Origin of the sequence: Methylobacterium sp. 37f (assembly GCF_023093475.1) — a bacterium.
In the GTDB taxonomy this organism is placed as follows: Bacteria; Pseudomonadota; Alphaproteobacteria; order Rhizobiales; family Beijerinckiaceae; genus Methylobacterium.
Map to the genome: position 1 here is coordinate 1 of NZ_JAGHKN010000061.1, position 16,827 is coordinate 16,827.

The following is a 16,827-nucleotide window of genomic DNA, read 5'->3' on the forward strand; positions in this document are numbered from 1 at the left end:
TCAATCCGCTCGCTATCACCAGCTTCATCGGCGCGAGCGTCGGTGATGTCTACCGCCATACCAAGGCAGCGGACACCTCGCCCCTGTGCGTCCGCCTCGACTTGCCCACGCGCCGATACCCAATGGATAGCTCCATCGGCACGAAGCGTTCGAAACTGTGCTGCGAACCTTCCAGCAGTCCCATGTGCCTCGTGGACAAGCTCGGCGACGCGATCCCGATCATCAGGATGGATGCCAGAAAGGAACGTGGCCAACGGCATCCCACTCGCTGCCCGTTCAGGCGCAATTCCAACTAGATTGATCAGCGTACCAGAGAGATACACTCGATCGGCGCGAAGGTCGTTCTCCCATGTGCCGATGAAGCCGGAAGCATCCATTGCAGACTGAATTTCGGGACTTGCAGCCCTTTCGCGTTTTCCATTGGACGGCATGAGGCACCTCTTAGGGACACACCTTAACATGCCTCAAATTTTCATGTTCCATCGGCGCTGCAATGAGGCCAACGTAGCGTGGGTATCCTCATTGCGCATTCCTATCACGAAACCGGCTGCCGGCCCCTCCCCTTTCGTCGAGGCCGGCTAGCGACTAGGGCCTGTCGTCGCCTGAACAGATTGGCTGGGCTTGCGTTTTCGTCTCTCTGATGGAGGAGGGACGATGCTGAGTGACGCGCAATGGGCTGATCTGGAGCCTCTGGTTGAAGCCTGCCGGCCCAAGGCCAAAACGCCTCCGCAGGATCTGCAGCGCACGCTCTCGGCCATTCTTTGGCGGCATCAGAACGGAGCCAAATGGCGAGCTATTCCCGAGGAATTAGGACCCTGGTGGCGGGCTGCCCAGATCTTCATCCGCTGGTCGCGTGCCGGCGTCTGGGAGCGGCTTCTTCACCTCGTGCAGGAGCGCGGTGTCCAACTTGGTATGGTGTTCCTCGACGGCACGAACGTTCGGGCGCACCAAAAGGCGGCGGGAGCCGCTAAAAGGGGGGATCTGCAGCCGAGCGAGACGCTCGTGAAGCTGTTGGCCGCTCGCGTGGCGGCTATGGCACCAAGGCTTGCGTGATCGCCGACGGGCAGGGCCGCGCCATCGCCTTCCGGCTGGCGCCCGGTCAGGCCCATGAACTTCCTCACGCTGTTCCTGTTTGATCCCACAGTGTGGTGATACGGTTAGTCACCATGCTGCGAGGGATGCGCTATGGGCCAGGTTCTCCATGGAAGCGCCACCACGACGGAGGCAGTCCGTCGCGCGATCCAGTTACGTGAAGAGAGCGTAAGGGCGCTGGCCCGGCGCTACGGCGTCAGCCCGACGACGGTGCAGAAGTGGCGCAAGCGGGCGACGACGGCAGATTCCCGGATGGGTCCCAAAGAGCCGCGCTCCAGCGTCCTCACGGTCGAGGAGGAGGCGATCATCGTCGCCTTTCGGCGTCACAGTCTGCTCCCGCTTGACGACTGCCTCTACGGTTTGCAGCCGACGATCCCGCACCTGACCCGGTCCTCGCTGCATCGCTGTCTGGAACGGCATGGCATCAGCCGACTGCCCGAGATCGACGGCGACAGACCCAAGAAGCAGCGCTTCGCAAGCTATGCCATCGGCTACGTCCACATCGACATCGCCTATGTCAGCACGGCTGAAGGCAAGCTCAGGCTGTTCGTGGCCATCGATCGAACCAGTAAATTCGCTTTCGTGCGGCTGGTGGAGAGCGCCGGCAAGATGGAGGCGGCGCAGTTCCTTCGCGATTTCATCGAAGCGGTGCCCTACCGCATCCATACTGTCCTGACAGACAATGGCATTCAGTTCACGTCACGCCAGCGGGATATCTACGACAGCCAGCACATCTTCGATCGTGTCTGCGACGAACATGGCATCGAGCATCGTCTGACCAAGGTGAACCATCCTTGGACCAATGGGCAGGTCGAGCGAATGAACCGCACGATCAAGGACGCGACGGTCAAGCGCTATCATTACGACAGCCATGACCAGCTCCGAACGCACCTGCATCTGTTCATCGATGCCTACAACCATGCCCGCAGGCTCAAGACCCTGCGCGGTCTGACACCCACCGAGTTCATCCTCAACGCCTGGACGAAAGAGCCCGATCGCTTCAGGATCGACCCGTCACACCTCATCCCGGGACCATACACCTAGCCGGCTGGCCGGCTTGCCTTTAGAAATCATCGCGACGACGACGAGGGCGATTATCATCCTGGAATTCACGACGGCGCATCTCACGTCGCATGTCGCGCCTGTCTTCACGGCGGGCTTCCTCGCAATCAAAGTCGCGCAGCCGCTGCTCCCGCGATCGTAAATCAACACTCGGACCACCTGGACCAATCTCGAATGATTGCCCAAAGCTTGGCGCAGCAGTGAATCTGCCTGACGAAAGCATCGTGGCGGTAATTATATCTTTCATTACGTTTCATTTTTATTTTGAATGAACAACGGCTCCGCTCTCAAAGACGTTCCACACCTTGCGAAGTGTGCAGGTGTGAGTGCTGGGGCTATCTAACGACCCACACCACACCTCCCTATTGGGGAGTGTGAATGGCGCATTAGACTGAACGCTACGCAAAATCGCTCGGAACTCACTTCACCAACGCTAACTGATGGTGAAGGCATCGCTAGATTGTGACCCACCTGCTTGCCGGGAAGCTAAGTAACCCCCGCCCTGTGCAGAAGCCCTAAAAAAAGCGAGAAGGGGCTACTCGATACCTGCATTTGAGCGCCAAAAAATGGTTAGTCCTAAGACCGAGCCTGAAAGTGATTTATCTGATCCGGTCATGGCAGCCTTGAACGGTGCTACGACAAACGTTCAGAAGATTGTGACTTCGATGCTAGGAGTTGAATGCAATCCAACGATGGCACGCATGCTGGCCATCTTTGCCGTTGGTGGTTTCGTGAATGCAGGCGGCCTTGAGATTACGCAGAGCCAAGCCGACGCCATTGTTGGCATGCTGGCTGAGATCGTAGGTGAAAACGGGTTGTCCGGCTTCGAGCACTGAGCTCGAACCCAACACAGTGTCAGGCTACCGAAACATGGTATACCCGACATAAGGAAACCTTGCATAGTTTCCTGACAAAATTTTAGCGGTTTTAGGCAGCTAGAGCGGTTTCCACCTACTCCGGATCGTAACCGGCGGCAGCGAAGTAGTTTGCGCACTCGGTTGGGGTGAAGGCGTCGAGCAGATTGCCGACGACAGTCCAGAGCCGATCGACCGTGCGCTCGGCCGCTTTGCGCAGCAGCGCCTTGAGCTTGGCGAAGGCCATCTCGATCGGATTGAAGTCGGGCGAGTACGGCGGCAGGAAGCGAAGCCGTGCGCCGCTGGCCTCGACGGCGGCCTGGATTGCTGTGCCCTTGTGGGCGGGGAGGTTGTCGAGGATGACGGTGTCGCCGGGCCTGAGGGTTGTACGCGTCCGGTGATGGCCGCGGTCGACGGTATCGCGCACTTGGCTGAAGCCTGACCTTAATGCTGGCGTTAAGGTCAGTGGGTTGGAGCGATGCGGGTCGAGGTACTGGAAGGGGCCGAACGACGGCGGCGCTGGTCGTTCGAGGACAAGGTGCGGATCGTCGAAGCTTCGTACGAGGCGGGAGTGTCGGTGTGTTCGGTGGCGCGCCGGCACGGGATCGCCCAGGGCCTGCTGTTCACGTGGCGACGCCAGGCTCGGGAAGGCCGTTTGGGCGGGGACGAGCAGGCCCCGGTCTTCGTGCCCGTCGCGATCACCCCGGAGCCGTCGCCGGCGGTTCCAGTTCTGCGATCGGATGATCTTGATGTTGCGGCCCAACCTCGTCGAGCGCGGCGCAAGACCGGGATCATGGAGATCGATCTCGGTGGTGGTCGGCGTCTCACGGTCGACCGGGACGTCGATGCCGCGGCACTGCGTCGGGTGCTCGATGCCCTGGAGGGGCGATGATCCCGCTGCCGGCCAACGTTCGGGTCTGGCTGGCGACCGGCCACACCGACATGCGCAAGGGCTTTTCCAGCTTGGGGCTGATCGTCCAGGAAACGCTGAAGCGCGATCCCCATTGCGGGCACCTGTTCGTCTTCCGAGGGCGGCGCGGCGACCTGATCAAGGTGATCTGGCACGATGGCCAGGGCGCGTGCCTGTACACCAAGCGGCTCGACCGCGGCCGCTTCCTGTGGCCGTCGGTGGCGGACGGAGCCGTGACGATCTCGACGGCGCAACTCGGCTACCTGCTCTCGGGCATCGACTGGCGAATGCCGCAGGAGAGTTGGCGTCCGAGCGCCGTCGGCTGAGGATAACGCGTTACACACGCTAAGGAATATGCTCTCCTGTGGGCGTGTCGAACGCGCCCGAGCCCCCGCCGCTTCCCACCGATCTCGCTGCCGCCCACGCCATGATCCTGGCCGAGCGGGCAGCGCGGCTCGCGTCCGAGATCGCGGTCGAACGGCTCAAGCTGGAGGTCGCCCGGCTGCGACGGGAGCGCTTCGGGGCCTCCTCGGAACGCAGCACCCGGATCGACCAGCTCGAACTCGTCCTGGAGGATCTGGAGGAGACGCTGGCCGAGACGGAGGCGCAGGCGCCCGCGCCCGAGGAGCACGCCACCTCAGGGGCCTCCCGGCGCAAGCCCGCCCGCCGGCCCTTACCCGAGCATCTGCCGCGCGAGCGTATCGTCCATCCCGGCCCGACAGCCTGCGCCTGCTGTGGCGGCGCGCACCTGCGTCCTCTCGGCGAGGACGTTACCGAGACCCTGGAGCGGATCCCGGCACGCTGGGTGGTGATCCAGCACGTGCGCGAGCGCTTCTCTTGCCGCGACTGCGAGACCATCGCTCAGACCCCGGCCCCCTTCCACCCGATCCCGCGGGGCCGGGCCGGGCCGAACCTCCTGGCCGAGGTGATGATGGCCAAGTTCGGCCTCCACCTGCCGCTGCATCGTCAGAGCCAGCGCTTCGCCCATGAAGGCGTGCCGATCGACGTCTCGACCCTGGCCGGCTGGGTCGGGGCCGTCACCACCGCCCTGTCGCCCCTGGTCTCCCGGATCGAGGCCCATATCCGAGGAGCCGAGCGCCTCCATCTCGACGATACGCCGGTGCCGGTCCTGGCCAAGGGGAAGACCCGCACCGGCCGGCTCTGGACGGTGGTGCGCGACGACCGCCCCTTCGGTGGACCCGAGCCGCCGGCCGCGGCCTACTTCTATTCCCCCGACCGCTCCGGCGCGCATGCCGAGACTTGGTTGGGGGACTTCAGCGGCATCGTGCAGGCGGACGCTTTCTCGGGGTTCGGCCGCCTGTACGACACCGGCCGCAAGCCGGATCCGATCCGCGAGGCGGCCTGCTGGGCCCATGCCCGGCGCAAGTTCTTCGAGCTGGCCGATCTGAGACAAGCTCCGATCGCCATCGAGGCGGTCACGCGGATCGATGCGATCTTCGCCATCGAGCGCGCCGCCAACGGTCTTACCGCAGATGAACGCTGCGCGCACCGCCGCGCCCACTCGGCCGACCTCGTCGCCAACCTGGAGGCGTGGCTGCGAGGGAACCGCGCCAAGCTCTCGGCCAAGGCTCCCACATCCGCGGCGATCGACTACCTGCTCAAGCGCTGGACCGCCTTCACCTGGTTCCTCGACGACGGACGGATCTGCCTGTCCAACAATGCTGCCGAACGCGCGATCCGTCCCATCGCGGTGGGACGCCGCAACTGGACCTTCGCCGGCTCGGATGCGGGCGGCCATCGCACTGCTGCCCTCTACACGCTGATCGAAACCGCCAAGCTCAACGGCATCGACCCGCAGGCGTGGCTCGCCGACGTACTCACGCGGCTACCTGACCATCCTGCCCGGCGCATCGACGATCTGCTGCCGTGGAACTGGACCCCCTCTCGGCTCCATCAGATCGCCGCCTGACATCCCGCCGCGACCGCGACCGCGACCGCGACCGCGGCCTTCACCGAAGGCGTACTGAGGGTTGGGGCGAGCACCTGCTCGACATAGGCCAGGAACCAGTCTCGCGTCATCGGCCCGTCGAGCACCATGGGCGCGCTCATCCCCGACATGCGCAAGCCCGCAACGAACGTCGTCGTCAGCCAGTGGCCATGCGGGATGCCCGAGCGTAGGCGCTGACCGCGAGCACAGCGACCGCGCAGGCGCGCCATACGGGTGGAAAGGCCGGTCTCATCGATGAAGATCAGGCGCTCGGGATCGAGGTCAGGCTGCGCGGCAAACCACGCCTCACGGGATGCGGCCACGTCGGGGCGATCCTGTTCGGTCGCATGCGCCGACTTTTTTTCCATGTCACCGCCCGGCGGGCGAAGAAACGCCACAGCGTACCCAATCCGACCGAGACGCTGCGCTCGGTACGCAGGCGCTCCTGCATCTCGGCAAGCGTGATGTCGTCTTTCTCATCGATGAGGGCGAAGAGGAAGGCTTCGTGCTCGTCGAGCTTGGAGCCAGGTGGACGGCCCTGACGCTGAGCCCGCGTCTCCCCTGTCCTCGTGGCGTGCGCAGCCCAGCGGATCACCGTGGCGATACCGACCCGATAGCGCAGGGCCGCGGCCCGGCGGGACAGACCTGCGCCCACTGCGTCCAGGACGCGAATGCGCAGATCGTGACTGTAGGCACGGGCCATGGCGATCTCCCTGACGAACCTTCAGGGATCAACGCTCACCTCGCCGCAACGACTCAGGGATCGTGGAAAACGCTCTAGCTATCTATCCACCAATATGAGAGGAGCGCCTGTTGATAGCTAGCCTAAGTTTGGCCACCCAATTGAATCCAAATTCTGAGTTGCGACTTTTCCATGAATAGAAAAAGCATTTTGAAGCTGAGCATGGAGCCATTCTGCTGACTCTTCTGATAGTCTAACCGCAGCCATTCTCCGATAAGACTTGCGCGGGTTCATATTTCCGCTGCCCTTGATAGCATTTTGCTTCGTCGGCTCGAAAGAAGAAGATTCAAATTTGTCCATCAGCTGATTTAGGGAAACGCCATTGCCTATTGTTCCAGCTACAAACTCAGCTTGATGAACTCTAATGTAGTGCGGCCACGTTTCCTTCCAGTTGTGCTGTGCAATATCTAATTCAGAGGCATCGTCTCTGCCTTGCTCATGTTGCTTTCCAATTGCAATGCCAAAGACGTATATATCATGCGGATTCTTTGTAAGTTTTCCAATGAACATTGTTGAGTTTTCGTGTACGGCTCTCGGGCGCTTACCTTTTGGATAGGCAAGTGCCCAATGGCAAGCTGACTCACCTATCTCATCGAGAACATTTGATGTAAGCGGCGATCTATAATTGTTAGCGCCGAGGAATTTAACAAACGAAATTGTTGCTGTCGAATTTGTACGATTCGCAACAGCGTTACTTTCTGGAATGCCTTGGTCTTCTCCAAAGTCTTCGAGCTTGTCAATATCGGAGAAACTTCCGCCACAAAGTTGAAATTTTGATATAATTTCTTCCCACTTGTCTAGTTGATGTAGTTGTAAGCCTTGTCCGTTTTTACGCCAAATTCTATCAAAGTAACCATTGCAATCCTGGACGAGGGATTCGTTTTCTGCGATAACCCCGACTTCATGGTTTTTGTTTAGCCCACTTAAAGTAAGATTTGCTGAAGTTACAGCTGCGCTTTCTGAGCCAAATATATACATTTTTGAGTGCAAATTCTTGATCCCCTGAATTTGTGCACCAGCAACCAAAAGTCTACGAAGTGCAGAAATATCACTTACCCCTTGGGCGAAATCAACAAGGTTGAACCTTGTTATTACTCTGATGTTACGCCTAGATATCTTCAATAGTTCGTAAATTGGCGTATCTTTTATAAAAGGGCATACTATATGCATTTTTGAAGTGTGCCGCTCTCGTAGGGATTTGAGTTCTCCAAACCAATTCTCGCTAACTAGCCGAACCATCGATAATACCTGCTGCTGGAATGCAAAATTCCGTTATTGGCTTGAATTTTTTGCACTACCTCTTTCGGTCTGGTCAATAAAACTGTCGACTCATTTCAAACTTTAAACGCGACTAATGCACCGCAAACGATTTCTAGAGCAGCCCCTTCGGTGTCGGCCCTTCTGGAGACTACCCGCCGGCCCATCGCGCGCCTATGGGTGCAGGAAGCCCCGTTCGAGATCAAGGACACTGTAAAACGACGCGGCTTCCGGTGGAGCGGTACGCGGCGGTGTTGGTACCTAGACTGCGATGAGGAGCAGCTGGAGATCGAGCGAGCTTTTCTGGAGCAGCAAGTGTTTGGGCGTGCAATGCCCGATCTCCCGGTGGACCGGATCACAGCCCGTGACCGATATTCCGTGCGCACCAACCCGGAAGCTCCGGCAGTCTGAAGCGGCGACCCTGTTGACGCGCTGGTCAATGGCTCCACGAAGCCTCTTTAACGGCGCAGCTTGTGATGTTGCGACCGGCAAAAAGCTGGGTGTTGTAGAGGGTTATTCGCTGCTCAGGTGGCACGCGATAGCTGGTGCCGTCCGCGTACAGAGGGATCACCCGCAAATCTTGCTTGTGCGGGCGGCTGCCACTCGCGGCATTCAGGACCCAGCAGGAAAAACTGACCCGTGTGAGGTTGGCATCGCCGCGCGTGTTGTTGACCTTGAACACGTAGCGGTTGTCACGATCCTTAGCGAAGGTGAACGCGGGTTTGAATTGGGGGGCCGCGTAAAAATCGGCAGAGCCTATGCTACAGGTGGTGAGCGTCATGCTCATGCCGGGCTCCCATAGGAGTCCAGAACTGCTCAGCAAGGGTTGCTCCACCTCCTCACCGGGGGCCAGCCATCCGCCAGCGCCGACTGAAATCTCTCGCACACGCTGGCTGAGTGTACCGTTCGCGAACATCGGAGTGCATTGAACCATCGCCAGGCGCAACCAGTCCCGGGGGTGCCGATTGGTGATGCGTCCATAGAGGTGAGACCCTTCAATCCGTGTCACCAGGCCCACGGGGGCATCAACGCCATAGCGGTTAAGAGCACCGCTGGGTTTGATCTCCCTTTGCAGGATCCGCTCGCTGTAGCCCATGGCCAGGGGGAGCGCTCCCACCACCAGCAGCATGAGGATGGAGCTGCCGAGCCCACCCGCCACGAGGATGAGAAAGCCCGCGCCGAACACGAGGGCGCCGAGGATGATGACCTCGTAGAGGTAGGGGGCGAATGGATCGAGGCCCCAGTACCATGCCGCAAGCGTGCCGATGGCCGTGCTGGTGAGCCAGAGCCTCAGCATCGCTTACCCTCGCACGTCCTGGGGGATCAGATGGGCAAGGCCACTCCGCCCAATGTGCCCTCCCCCGGAGCGACCGCTGTCATCCTGCGCCCAGGACGCTCCTGGACCGGCGCACGGCGGGCTCAGCACTCCTGAAGCACAGAAGCCCTTCGATCGCGCGGGTGAGCGTTCTGAAGCAGCGCTGAAAACCCTGGCCATCTCCGTCGGGGCAGTGGCACATATTCTCGCATGACCACACTCACCCATCCGCCGGTCTGGAGCCTTCTCTCGCACGCCAGCCTGGATGCCCTGCTGGAGCTGTCGGCCGGAGGAATGCCGGGGGTGATCACCGTCGATGCCACAGCGGATTACGCGATGGCCGCGCCACTGGTTGGTATCACGCGCCTGATGCTCGATCGGGCTCAGGCTCTTGCTGGCCTCACGCTCACTGCTACGGGCGCGCTGAGCCGCGCCGACATTCGCGCGCTCTTCGATGCCATGACCTGGCCCGGCTATGACAAGGCCCAGGTGCTCTCGATGAACAAGGTGCTCAACGAGATCGATGTGATGCCCGTGGAGGCTACCCGGATCATCGCGCAAACTGCCAAGCTGCTTCGCAAACGGCAGCGGCACCTGCTGGTGACCAAAGCTGGTGCAACGCTTGTTCGCGACGACCAAGCTGCGGATCTGTTCCGTTGCCTGTTCGAGACGATGTTCTGGCGCGTCAACCTTGGCTATTTCGACCGCGTGCCCGTGGAGGCTTGGCCGCAGAACCACATCGGCATCGTGCTGTGGTGCCTTTCCGTCATGTCGCCGGAATGGGTCGCTCGCGGAGACCTGATGCGCAGCTGTACGGTTTGGGACCCCGCGCTGGATCAAGGTCCGGCAGATTTCGCAGGCTATGCGTTCGAGAGCAGGGTGCTGCGACCGCTCACGTGGTTGGGTCTGTTCGAAACACGGCTGGTGGGTGATGAAAGCGCCCCGTCGTGGCGGCGTGATCGGCAATACCGGAAAGCGCCACCGTTCGATCGGATAATCCGGTTTCGCGTTGAGCTCGACAAGCCGGTGGGCCTCGCGCACTGATTGGTCGCCAGGGGAGGCATGCGAAGGCCGTTGGCAGCGGCGCGGTCGCTGGATCTTGATGTCCTGCGCGCAAGTAGCTGGCAACGACATTGGTTCGCCTAAGCTCTTGAGAATACGCTCATAAAAACCGCTAAAATGCAGCCTTTCGCCGTATGTGCGGCGGACCACGTACAGTGGCAGACGGAGCGGGGAGCAGCATAATTTGCGGTGCTGCTCACCGTCGCTCCCGGAGCGATCAAGCTGCCTTGGGCTTGCGACGCTCCGCCATCATCAGTCCGCGTGCCTCGGCGGCGGTTGCGATCTGAGCGTCAAGCTCCCCCGCGCGTACGGCTTCGATCAGCGTATCGATGACCGACGGCAGCTTGTCCAAGCTGCCCACCTCCACCGCTTGCTTGCCCTTGGCCAGCTCCAGAGGCTTGCCGCCCACGTAGGCCAGGAAATGCACGGTACCCGCACCATCCTGGAACCATCTCTTACGGATGCGCCGGTTGGCCTCCACCCGTACGCGCTCACCAGCCTCATTCTTCCGAGAAACGATGTTCTTCGGTGGCGTATAGAGTTCGCCCGCAGCTACTGCAGTGGCGAAGGCCCGCTGATCAGCCAGGCTGCCTAGCAGCTTGTCACGAGCGCGCGCCAGTGGATCGCTGGCCGTGGCGATGGGGGCGGCATTGCTGAGCTTGAGGGTCTTGAGCACGGACATCTGTGTCTCCATTGGATCCTGTGTGGATCTCATGCCGGGACGCTACTGCCGTTATCCTGTGCTTCAACCTCAGATTGCCATTCGTTGACTCTGTTCGGGGTTATCGGAGTGTTCCGATCCCTCAGTCCTGTTCCTGAATTGTTCGTCGAATCAGCGACCATAATGGTTGGATTTCTGCCGGTCCGCCTGCCGGCGGGAGTTGGCACAAGCGGACACTGCCGTCCCGCCCGCTCACGACCCATCTCGAACCCTCAAAAGGTCTGCTTCGAGGTAAGTTGTCGGAGAATGACCTACGCTGGGCTGGGTGGAAAGCCGCCGGTCCATAGGTATGCTGGATCGATGAAATATACTCTCATCCGCATTGCCGACGCCTCCGAATGGCAGGTCTACCACGCCATCCGGCGTTCTTCGCTCTGGGTGGAGAGAGGTCTAGATGGCTACGATGATGCGCGCCCGCAGGAGCGCTTTGCTCACCATCACGCGCTGCTTCTGAAACTGGATGAGGAGGGGGTCGGCACCACCCGGCTGGACGACCTGCGGGACGGGACGGGCATCGTAAGGCTGGTTGCCATCACAGCGTCCCTGCGGAGGCAGGGGCACGGCCGTGTGCTCGACTCGATGGTCGAAGACTATGCACGAGACATCGGGCTGAGCAGACTGTTCGTAAGTGCGGCTTCAGATGCCGAGGGGTTCTACACGGCGACAGGCTGGACCCGTGTCACAACGCGGGCGCCAGAACTGTTTGGAGACACTGATGGCTGTGTGCAGATGACTAAATCCATCGCCTGTTAAGAATGGAACTGATCTTTTTTAGACTATTGACAAGGTCCGTTGGCGACGTAGCCGACCCTAAGACCGGGCACAAAGCCCAGTCGCTCGTAGAAAGTGTGGACCCGCGAGTCCTCGCGCCCACTCTGCATCAGCACATGGTGGCAATTATCCGCCCAGGCTCGCGCAAGTGCGGCCTCCACGACAGCACGGCCATGTCCACGCCCTTGAAGCTCCGGATGAGTAACAACATTCTCCAAGAAGCCGTGGCGTCGCCCGCCGCGTAGAAGATTCGGTGCGGTGATCAGCATGCAGGTGGCCGCAATGCGCTCGTTCTCCTCGGAGACGAAGATGTAGGTGCCCGGCTGCGCAATTGTCTCCTGCCACACATGCGCAGCCTGTTTGTAGGGCTCGACGGCCCGACTGACCTCTGATGCTGCGAACAGGCTCAGGATCGATTGCAGATCAGCAGATTGAGCGAGACGAGCGGTGGGCATCCCGGTATTCTCGTTCGTGCCCCGTCGTTCTGCAATGGGTCGGGACCGCCGGTTCGTTCTACGACCGGGGTGGGTGGATTTTTGCCAGTCCGCTTTGGGGCGGCGATGCATGGAAGCGGACATCGTCGCCGAGCCCGCTCACGACCCTTTGCGGAAGGTCGGAACGTCTGCTTGCGGGCACTTGATAGGAAGGAGCTAGTCGGCTGGATCGGGTGGATTTCCGGTGTACAGCCTCGGCCTTGACGATCCGAAACGACCCGAGCAGGCTGGCAAGATGCAGAAACTTTCACCGGGCACGGTCTATGACTCAGTTTTACTTTCACCTCCGTGGCCCAGACGGCCTTGATTGCGACGATATAGGTCTGGAGCTCGTTAGCGTTGAGGCAGCTTATTTAGAGGCCTTTAAGGCCGTGCCGGGAATGAGCTCTGATCTGGCCTCCACCGCGGAGAACCCGATCCGGTATGGCTTCGAGATCACCGACGCGCATGGTACCATTCTGATGGTGGTTCCTTTCGATGAGGTTCTGGATCACGGGCGAAAGCGTCCAAAACAACTCTCTAAGCTACGTTTCCGGAAAGGACGGGCGGAGATGAGGCGCACAGCTGGGCTGATTGTGGAGCTTCGCGACGCGCAAGCGAAGCTGAATGTGACATTTGCAGAGACTCAGCGTCTCCTCGACATGGCGAAGGGAACCCGCTGCTAGCGGCGAGGGCAAGAAGAGGCCTTACCGATCGGAAGCAGAATAGCTGCTCCCGGGAGATAAGTTAAGGTCCACTTCTCCGTAATTTCTGAGCTGAAGACCTCAGTGATTAGGGTATACTTACGTCTGCTCGCTTTATGCGAAAACCGCAAAAAGTCGACCTGCGCTGGATGCTGACGTTCGATCCTCTCAACACCATCGATTTCGATCTCAGGATTGCCACCTCTAGAAATCTAGTGCACGCTCTGAACCGTATCACATGATTATTCCATGTGCGAACATGGGATATAAATCGGAGCGCTCCTGATGGGCCGCCTACAAGCAGATCGGTGCCTTGAGGTTGCCCGTGAGTTGCGCGCTGCGGCCGAAGAGGCGCGGCAAACGCTTCAGGTCTCGCGCGATCTCGTGCGGCGCTCACGTGAGCAGACCGCCGCAGGGCCGCTGGCAGGCAGCAAAGATGACAACCTCGGCCCGTCGAACCAATTGGTGATGTCTCTCATCGAGGCCTACGAGGCCGCTGAAAACGAGTCTGACACCCAGACCCGTCTGCTCCTCGGTCACGTGCTACATCATGTCGGACGTCGCATTGCCGACGTGATTGGACCGCGCATGGCCGGGATTGCAGTGCATTGACCAACGGGTCACAGGGATTGGCGAAGAGCCATGGCGAACGGTAACGATCCACAGGACGACGGCCCCAATATGCTAGGCCGCATCGCCCGCACGCTGGGTGTTCCGGTCGCGACCTTCCTGACGGCCGACCCAGCTGAGATGCCAGACACCGAAACCGCCATGGCGAGTCTAGATCATACCGCCGACGCAGTGGTGCTGCTGCGTCTGTTCGTGCAATTGAAGAGCCCCGAGGCCCGGGCCCGCTGCATCGCCTACATCGTGCAGGAGGCTACGCAAGACGTCTGACCCACAGGGCCGTCCTCGACATCGGGCGAGAACGCATGATGCTGGGACCCAACGAACGGTGCGGCATCGATCCCAAGGCTCAGAACGTGGCGATGGACCAAGACTACTTCCCGATTGTCGGCATCGGCGCCTCCGCTGGCGGCATCGAAGCGATGCAGGGCTTCTTCCGCGGGGTGCCGGCGACGTTCGGGGCCGCCTTCGTTGTCGTCACGCATCTCAGCCGAGAGCACAAAAGCCTGCTCCCAGATGTGCTGGCCCGCTTCACGCCGCTCGAGGTCGAGGCCGCCACCGACGGTGTGTTGGTCCGACCTGGCCGCGTCTACGTCATGCCGCCCGGTTTCATCATAGGTATCGCGGGCGGTCGGCTGACGTTGAAGTCACTGGCGCCGGCTGTGCGCGAAACCAAACCGGTTGACATCTTTCTGACTGGCCTAGCCATCGATCAGGGCGAGCGCGCGGTTGGCGTAATCCTGTCCGGCGGCGACGGCGACGGCACCATCGGCATCAAGGCGATCAAAGAGCACGGCGGCCTGACCCTGGCCCAAACCCTGGATGCCTACGGCCCCGAGACCGCCGACATGCCCCTCAGCTCGCTGCGGACCGGCTTCGTCGATTTCGGCGAGACGGCCGAACGGATGGGCCACCGGATCGCCGCCCACTTCGCCGCCAACAGTCCCGCCACGCAGGATGATCAGGCCGACCTGGTAGCGCGGGAGTTCGATGCCGAGCTGCTAACTGAGATCTTCGCCATCCTCCGCTCGCAGGTCGGCCATGACTTCTCCGGCTATAAGCCGAGCACCTTCGTGCGCCGCATGCAGCGGCGCATCAGCGTGGTCGGCGCGACCGGGCCGGGCGACTACCTCAAGCTACTACGTACCGACCCCGCCGAGGTCGGGGCGCTGTTTCGGGATCTGCTGATCGGTGTGACGAACTTCTTCCGCGACGCCGCCGCCTTCGAGGCCCTGGCCGCCGACGTCATTCCCAAGCTGCTTGACGAGCGCGCAGCAACCGACGTCGTGCGGATCTGGGTGCCAGCGTGCTCAACCGGCGAGGAAGTCTACTCCCTGGCCATCCTACTGCGCGAGCACATGCTCACCCTTGGTAAACCACCGCGCGTCCAGATCTTCGCCACCGACATTGACGAGCGCGCGCTCACTGTCGCTCGGACCGGCCTCTATCCGAGAACCTACTTATCCGCCGTCTCGCCCGAGCGGATCGCGCAGCACTTCGTAGTCGAAGGTGAAAGCGCGGTGGTCGCTAAGGCGGTGCGTGACCTCTGCACCTTCGCTCCGCACAGCGTGCTGCGCGACCCGCCCTTCTCACGCCTCGATCTCGTCTCCTGCCGCAATCTACTGATCTACCTCGGCGTCGAAGCCCAGCAGCAACTGATGCCGGTGCTGCACTACGCGTTGCGCCCGCGCGGCTACCTGTTCATCGGTATGGCCGAGAACGTGACGCGATTCGAGGACTTGTTCGAGACGATCGACAAGCGGAACCGCATCTTCCAGGCCCGCGACGTGATCCCGCCGGCCCGGTTGCCGCCAATGACCGGGCCGGACACACCAGCCTTCGCGGGTGTCGGCCAGCCGTACCGGCGCAATGTCACAACGCACGCGGCCCTGCGACACACGGTCGAGACGCAGATGCTATCCGAGTTCACGCCGCCGCACGCGGTCGTAACGCGGACGGGCGAGGCCGTGCACTACTCTTCGCGGATCGGCGATCACTTGGAGGTCGTGCCGGGCCAGCCAACCCGGGAGTTGGCTGCGATGGCGCGCAAGGGCCTGCGGCTGGATCTCCGAACGGCGCTGCGCGAGGCCATCGAGGGAAACACCCAGGTCGTGCGCGACAGCATCAGCGTCGAGCTGCCGGACGGCCGCCTCCAGACGATCTCATTGGTCGTCAAACCGCTGAACACGGCCGTCGCGACCGAGCCACTGTTCCTGGTCGTGTTTAACGAAGCCGCTGCGCCCGTCGTGAAGGAGCGGCAGGCCCTGAAGACGAATGAGCGGGACGCGGCGTTCCAAGGCCTGGAACGCGAACTGAGCGCGACGCGCGAGCGGCTTCAGGGGGTGATCGAGGAGTACGAAACCTCCCTTGAGGAGCTCAAATCCTCGAACGAGGAACTCTACTCCGTCAACGAGGAGATGCAGGCCGCCAATGAGGAGCTGGAGGCTTCGAAAGAGGAGACGCAGTCTCTGAACGAGGAGCTTCAGACGGTGAATTCCGAGCTGACGTCCAAGATCGAGGCCATTGATCAGATGAGCGACGACCAGTCCACGCTGTTCGAGGGCATGAACGTCGCCAGCGTGCTCCTGACGCCGGATCTCCACATCCGCATGTTCACCGCCGCCGCGGCACAGATCTTTGGCCTGCAGCCGGGCGACGTCGGCCGGTCCCTGCGCAACTTCTCGGCACCGATCCCCCTGGCGTGGCTGTTGGACGAGATCCCGATGGTGCTGGCGACGAGCCGGCCCTCCGAGCGGATGATCGAGAGCGCAGACGGCGCCCGCTACCATGTTCGGTTGATGGCCTCATCCTCGAAGGGCAGCCGGACGCCCGGGATCGTCGCAAACTTTACGAACCTCCTGGAGCAGGGATGAGCGAGGGGTTTGGGCTCCGCGCCTAGGACCCTGGCGGTCCATCCGGCTGGCATGACGCGGATACGGGTCTACGCAAGGGTAGCGGGCGACGGCACGCCTTTGCAAAGCCCGGCCGCCTCTGCTTCATGGAAAAGCGGATCGCGGCGCCGGTCTAATCCGAAGGTCAAACGTCAGTTTTCGGGCAACTGGCCAACGTCCGATTACCACCCCAAGCCGAAGTTGCCCCGGTAGCAGAAAAATGGCCGCTGTCGGGAAGCGCCCATGGCGCCCCAGGCGACCGAGTTGGGTCGAGGCTGTGTCAAAAGCCCGATCTGAAGTAGACTTGCGGCCTCATCTGCGGAGGTCGGCATGGGTCGGTTCGTCGAAGGGCAGGACCGTCGGCAATCCTGGTTGCTGCCCAGTTCGCTGGACGACTA

General features: G+C 61.3%; 16 protein-coding genes and 3 pseudogenes. 13 read left to right on the forward strand and 6 right to left on the reverse strand.

What is annotated here, in order from left to right:
- From J7U37_RS23695 to J7U37_RS25230, 4 genes and pseudogenes are all read left to right on the forward strand, one after another.
- Positions 1 to 296: hypothetical protein (locus tag J7U37_RS23695; RefSeq protein ID WP_247637323.1), on the forward strand; the 296-nt coding region annotated here is incomplete at its 5' end.
- A gap of 358 nt (positions 297 to 654) precedes the next feature.
- A pseudogene (locus J7U37_RS23700) lies at positions 655 to 1,133 on the forward strand (IS5 family transposase); the annotation flags it as partial.
- 52 nt (positions 1,134 to 1,185) lie between these two features.
- Complete coding sequence (locus tag J7U37_RS23705; RefSeq protein WP_247637324.1) at positions 1,186 to 2,136, forward strand: IS481 family transposase; 951 nt, start codon at positions 1,186 to 1,188, stop codon at positions 2,134 to 2,136.
- Positions 2,137 to 2,855: 719 nt separating this feature from the next.
- Positions 2,856 to 2,990 (forward strand): hypothetical protein, encoded by a 135-nt coding sequence (locus J7U37_RS25230; RefSeq protein WP_282104144.1) that lies wholly within the window; start codon positions 2,856 to 2,858, stop codon positions 2,988 to 2,990.
- Between the two features lie 115 nt (positions 2,991 to 3,105).
- Here J7U37_RS25230 and J7U37_RS23710 read toward each other — a convergent pair.
- Positions 3,106 to 3,390 (reverse strand): annotated as a pseudogene (locus tag J7U37_RS23710) (transposase); the annotation flags it as partial.
- 96 nt (positions 3,391 to 3,486) lie between these two features.
- Between J7U37_RS23710 and J7U37_RS23715 the strand changes: the two are divergent.
- From J7U37_RS23715 to J7U37_RS23725, 3 genes are all read left to right on the forward strand, one after another.
- On the forward strand, positions 3,487 to 3,900 hold the full coding sequence (locus J7U37_RS23715; protein ID WP_247637325.1) for a transposase: 414 nt from the start codon (positions 3,487 to 3,489) through the stop codon (positions 3,898 to 3,900).
- Entirely contained in the window at positions 3,897 to 4,244 is a 348-nt protein-coding gene (gene tnpB, locus J7U37_RS23720; protein WP_247637326.1) for an IS66 family insertion sequence element accessory protein TnpB, read from the forward strand. The genes J7U37_RS23715 and tnpB overlap by 4 nt, the downstream gene beginning before the upstream one ends.
- A 101-nt stretch (positions 4,245 to 4,345) precedes the next feature.
- Positions 4,346 to 5,848: an IS66 family transposase gene (locus J7U37_RS23725; RefSeq protein ID WP_247637337.1), complete on the forward strand. Its 1,503-nt coding sequence runs from the start codon at positions 4,346 to 4,348 to the stop codon at positions 5,846 to 5,848.
- 47 nt (positions 5,849 to 5,895) lie between these two features.
- Here the strand turns inward: J7U37_RS23725 and J7U37_RS23730 are convergent.
- From J7U37_RS23730 to J7U37_RS23740, 3 genes and pseudogenes are all read right to left on the reverse strand, one after another.
- Positions 5,896 to 6,569, reverse strand: a pseudogene (locus J7U37_RS23730) (IS630 family transposase); the annotation flags it as partial.
- 117 nt (positions 6,570 to 6,686) lie between these two features.
- The gene (locus tag J7U37_RS23735; protein ID WP_247637327.1) at positions 6,687 to 7,847 is read right to left on the reverse strand and encodes a phospholipase D family protein; all 1,161 of its coding nucleotides are present in this window, start codon (positions 7,845 to 7,847) and stop codon (positions 6,687 to 6,689) included.
- Between the two features lie 454 nt (positions 7,848 to 8,301).
- Complete coding sequence (locus J7U37_RS23740) at positions 8,302 to 9,162, reverse strand: hypothetical protein (RefSeq protein ID WP_247637328.1); 861 nt, start codon at positions 9,160 to 9,162, stop codon at positions 8,302 to 8,304.
- Between the two features lie 228 nt (positions 9,163 to 9,390).
- Between J7U37_RS23740 and J7U37_RS23745 the strand changes: the two genes are divergently transcribed.
- Positions 9,391 to 10,224 (forward strand): hypothetical protein, encoded by an 834-nt coding sequence (locus J7U37_RS23745; protein ID WP_247637329.1) that lies wholly within the window; start codon positions 9,391 to 9,393, stop codon positions 10,222 to 10,224.
- A 235-nt stretch (positions 10,225 to 10,459) separates the two neighbouring features.
- Here the strand turns inward: J7U37_RS23745 and J7U37_RS23750 are convergent, their stop codons facing one another.
- The gene (locus J7U37_RS23750) at positions 10,460 to 10,924 is read right to left on the reverse strand and encodes a hypothetical protein (RefSeq protein ID WP_247637330.1); all 465 of its coding nucleotides are present in this window, start codon (positions 10,922 to 10,924) and stop codon (positions 10,460 to 10,462) included.
- Between the two features lie 339 nt (positions 10,925 to 11,263).
- Between J7U37_RS23750 and J7U37_RS23755 the strand changes: the two genes are divergently transcribed.
- Positions 11,264 to 11,716, forward strand: a complete 453-nt coding sequence (locus J7U37_RS23755) for a GNAT family N-acetyltransferase (protein WP_247637331.1) — start codon at positions 11,264 to 11,266, stop codon at positions 11,714 to 11,716.
- A 23-nt stretch (positions 11,717 to 11,739) separates the two neighbouring features.
- Here the strand turns inward: J7U37_RS23755 and J7U37_RS23760 are convergent, their stop codons facing one another.
- On the reverse strand, positions 11,740 to 12,189 hold the full coding sequence (locus tag J7U37_RS23760) for a GNAT family N-acetyltransferase (RefSeq protein WP_247637332.1): 450 nt from the start codon (positions 12,187 to 12,189) through the stop codon (positions 11,740 to 11,742).
- A gap of 419 nt (positions 12,190 to 12,608) precedes the next feature.
- Here J7U37_RS23760 and J7U37_RS23765 point away from each other — a divergent pair, with 419 nt between their 5' ends.
- The 4 genes from J7U37_RS23765 (at position 12,609) to J7U37_RS23780 (ending at position 16,411) form a co-directional block, all read left to right on the forward strand.
- A complete protein-coding gene (locus J7U37_RS23765) occupies positions 12,609 to 12,893 on the forward strand; it encodes a hypothetical protein (RefSeq protein ID WP_247637333.1) in 285 nt (94 codons plus the stop codon).
- A gap of 303 nt (positions 12,894 to 13,196) precedes the next feature.
- Positions 13,197 to 13,523: a hypothetical protein gene (locus J7U37_RS23770; protein ID WP_247637334.1), complete on the forward strand. Its 327-nt coding sequence runs from the start codon at positions 13,197 to 13,199 to the stop codon at positions 13,521 to 13,523.
- Between the two features lie 30 nt (positions 13,524 to 13,553).
- Entirely contained in the window at positions 13,554 to 13,808 is a 255-nt protein-coding gene (locus J7U37_RS23775) for a hypothetical protein (RefSeq protein WP_247637335.1), read from the forward strand.
- 35 nt (positions 13,809 to 13,843) lie between these two features.
- Positions 13,844 to 16,411 (forward strand): CheR family methyltransferase, encoded by a 2,568-nt coding sequence (locus J7U37_RS23780; RefSeq protein WP_247637336.1) that lies wholly within the window; start codon positions 13,844 to 13,846, stop codon positions 16,409 to 16,411.
- Positions 16,412 to 16,827 lie beyond the last annotated feature (416 nt).

What these genes read in the sequence shown, in the direction of transcription:
- J7U37_RS23750 (WP_247637330.1), bottom strand. Translation starts at nt 10,924, where the DNA reads ATGTCCGTGCTCAAGACCCTCAAGCTCAGCAATGCCGCCCCCATCGCC.
- J7U37_RS23715 (WP_247637325.1), top strand. Translation starts at nt 3,487, where the DNA reads ATGCGGGTCGAGGTACTGGAAGGGGCCGAACGACGGCGGCGCTGGTCG.
- J7U37_RS23780 (WP_247637336.1), top strand. Translation starts at nt 13,844, where the DNA reads ATGATGCTGGGACCCAACGAACGGTGCGGCATCGATCCCAAGGCTCAG.
- J7U37_RS23760 (WP_247637332.1), bottom strand. Translation starts at nt 12,189, where the DNA reads ATGCCCACCGCTCGTCTCGCTCAATCTGCTGATCTGCAATCGATCCTG.
- J7U37_RS23735 (WP_247637327.1), bottom strand. Translation starts at nt 7,847, where the DNA reads ATGGTTCGGCTAGTTAGCGAGAATTGGTTTGGAGAACTCAAATCCCTA.
- J7U37_RS23740 (WP_247637328.1), bottom strand. Translation starts at nt 9,162, where the DNA reads ATGCTGAGGCTCTGGCTCACCAGCACGGCCATCGGCACGCTTGCGGCA.
- tnpB (WP_247637326.1), top strand. Translation starts at nt 3,897, where the DNA reads ATGATCCCGCTGCCGGCCAACGTTCGGGTCTGGCTGGCGACCGGCCAC.
- J7U37_RS23705 (WP_247637324.1), top strand. Translation starts at nt 1,186, where the DNA reads ATGGGCCAGGTTCTCCATGGAAGCGCCACCACGACGGAGGCAGTCCGT.
- J7U37_RS23765 (WP_247637333.1), top strand. Translation starts at nt 12,609, where the DNA reads ATGAGCTCTGATCTGGCCTCCACCGCGGAGAACCCGATCCGGTATGGC.
- J7U37_RS23725 (WP_247637337.1), top strand. Translation starts at nt 4,346, where the DNA reads ATGATCCTGGCCGAGCGGGCAGCGCGGCTCGCGTCCGAGATCGCGGTC.
- J7U37_RS23745 (WP_247637329.1), top strand. Translation starts at nt 9,391, where the DNA reads ATGACCACACTCACCCATCCGCCGGTCTGGAGCCTTCTCTCGCACGCC.
- J7U37_RS25230 (WP_282104144.1), top strand. Translation starts at nt 2,856, where the DNA reads ATGCTGGCCATCTTTGCCGTTGGTGGTTTCGTGAATGCAGGCGGCCTT.
- J7U37_RS23775 (WP_247637335.1), top strand. Translation starts at nt 13,554, where the DNA reads ATGGCGAACGGTAACGATCCACAGGACGACGGCCCCAATATGCTAGGC.
- J7U37_RS23755 (WP_247637331.1), top strand. Translation starts at nt 11,264, where the DNA reads ATGAAATATACTCTCATCCGCATTGCCGACGCCTCCGAATGGCAGGTC.
- J7U37_RS23770 (WP_247637334.1), top strand. Translation starts at nt 13,197, where the DNA reads ATGGGCCGCCTACAAGCAGATCGGTGCCTTGAGGTTGCCCGTGAGTTG.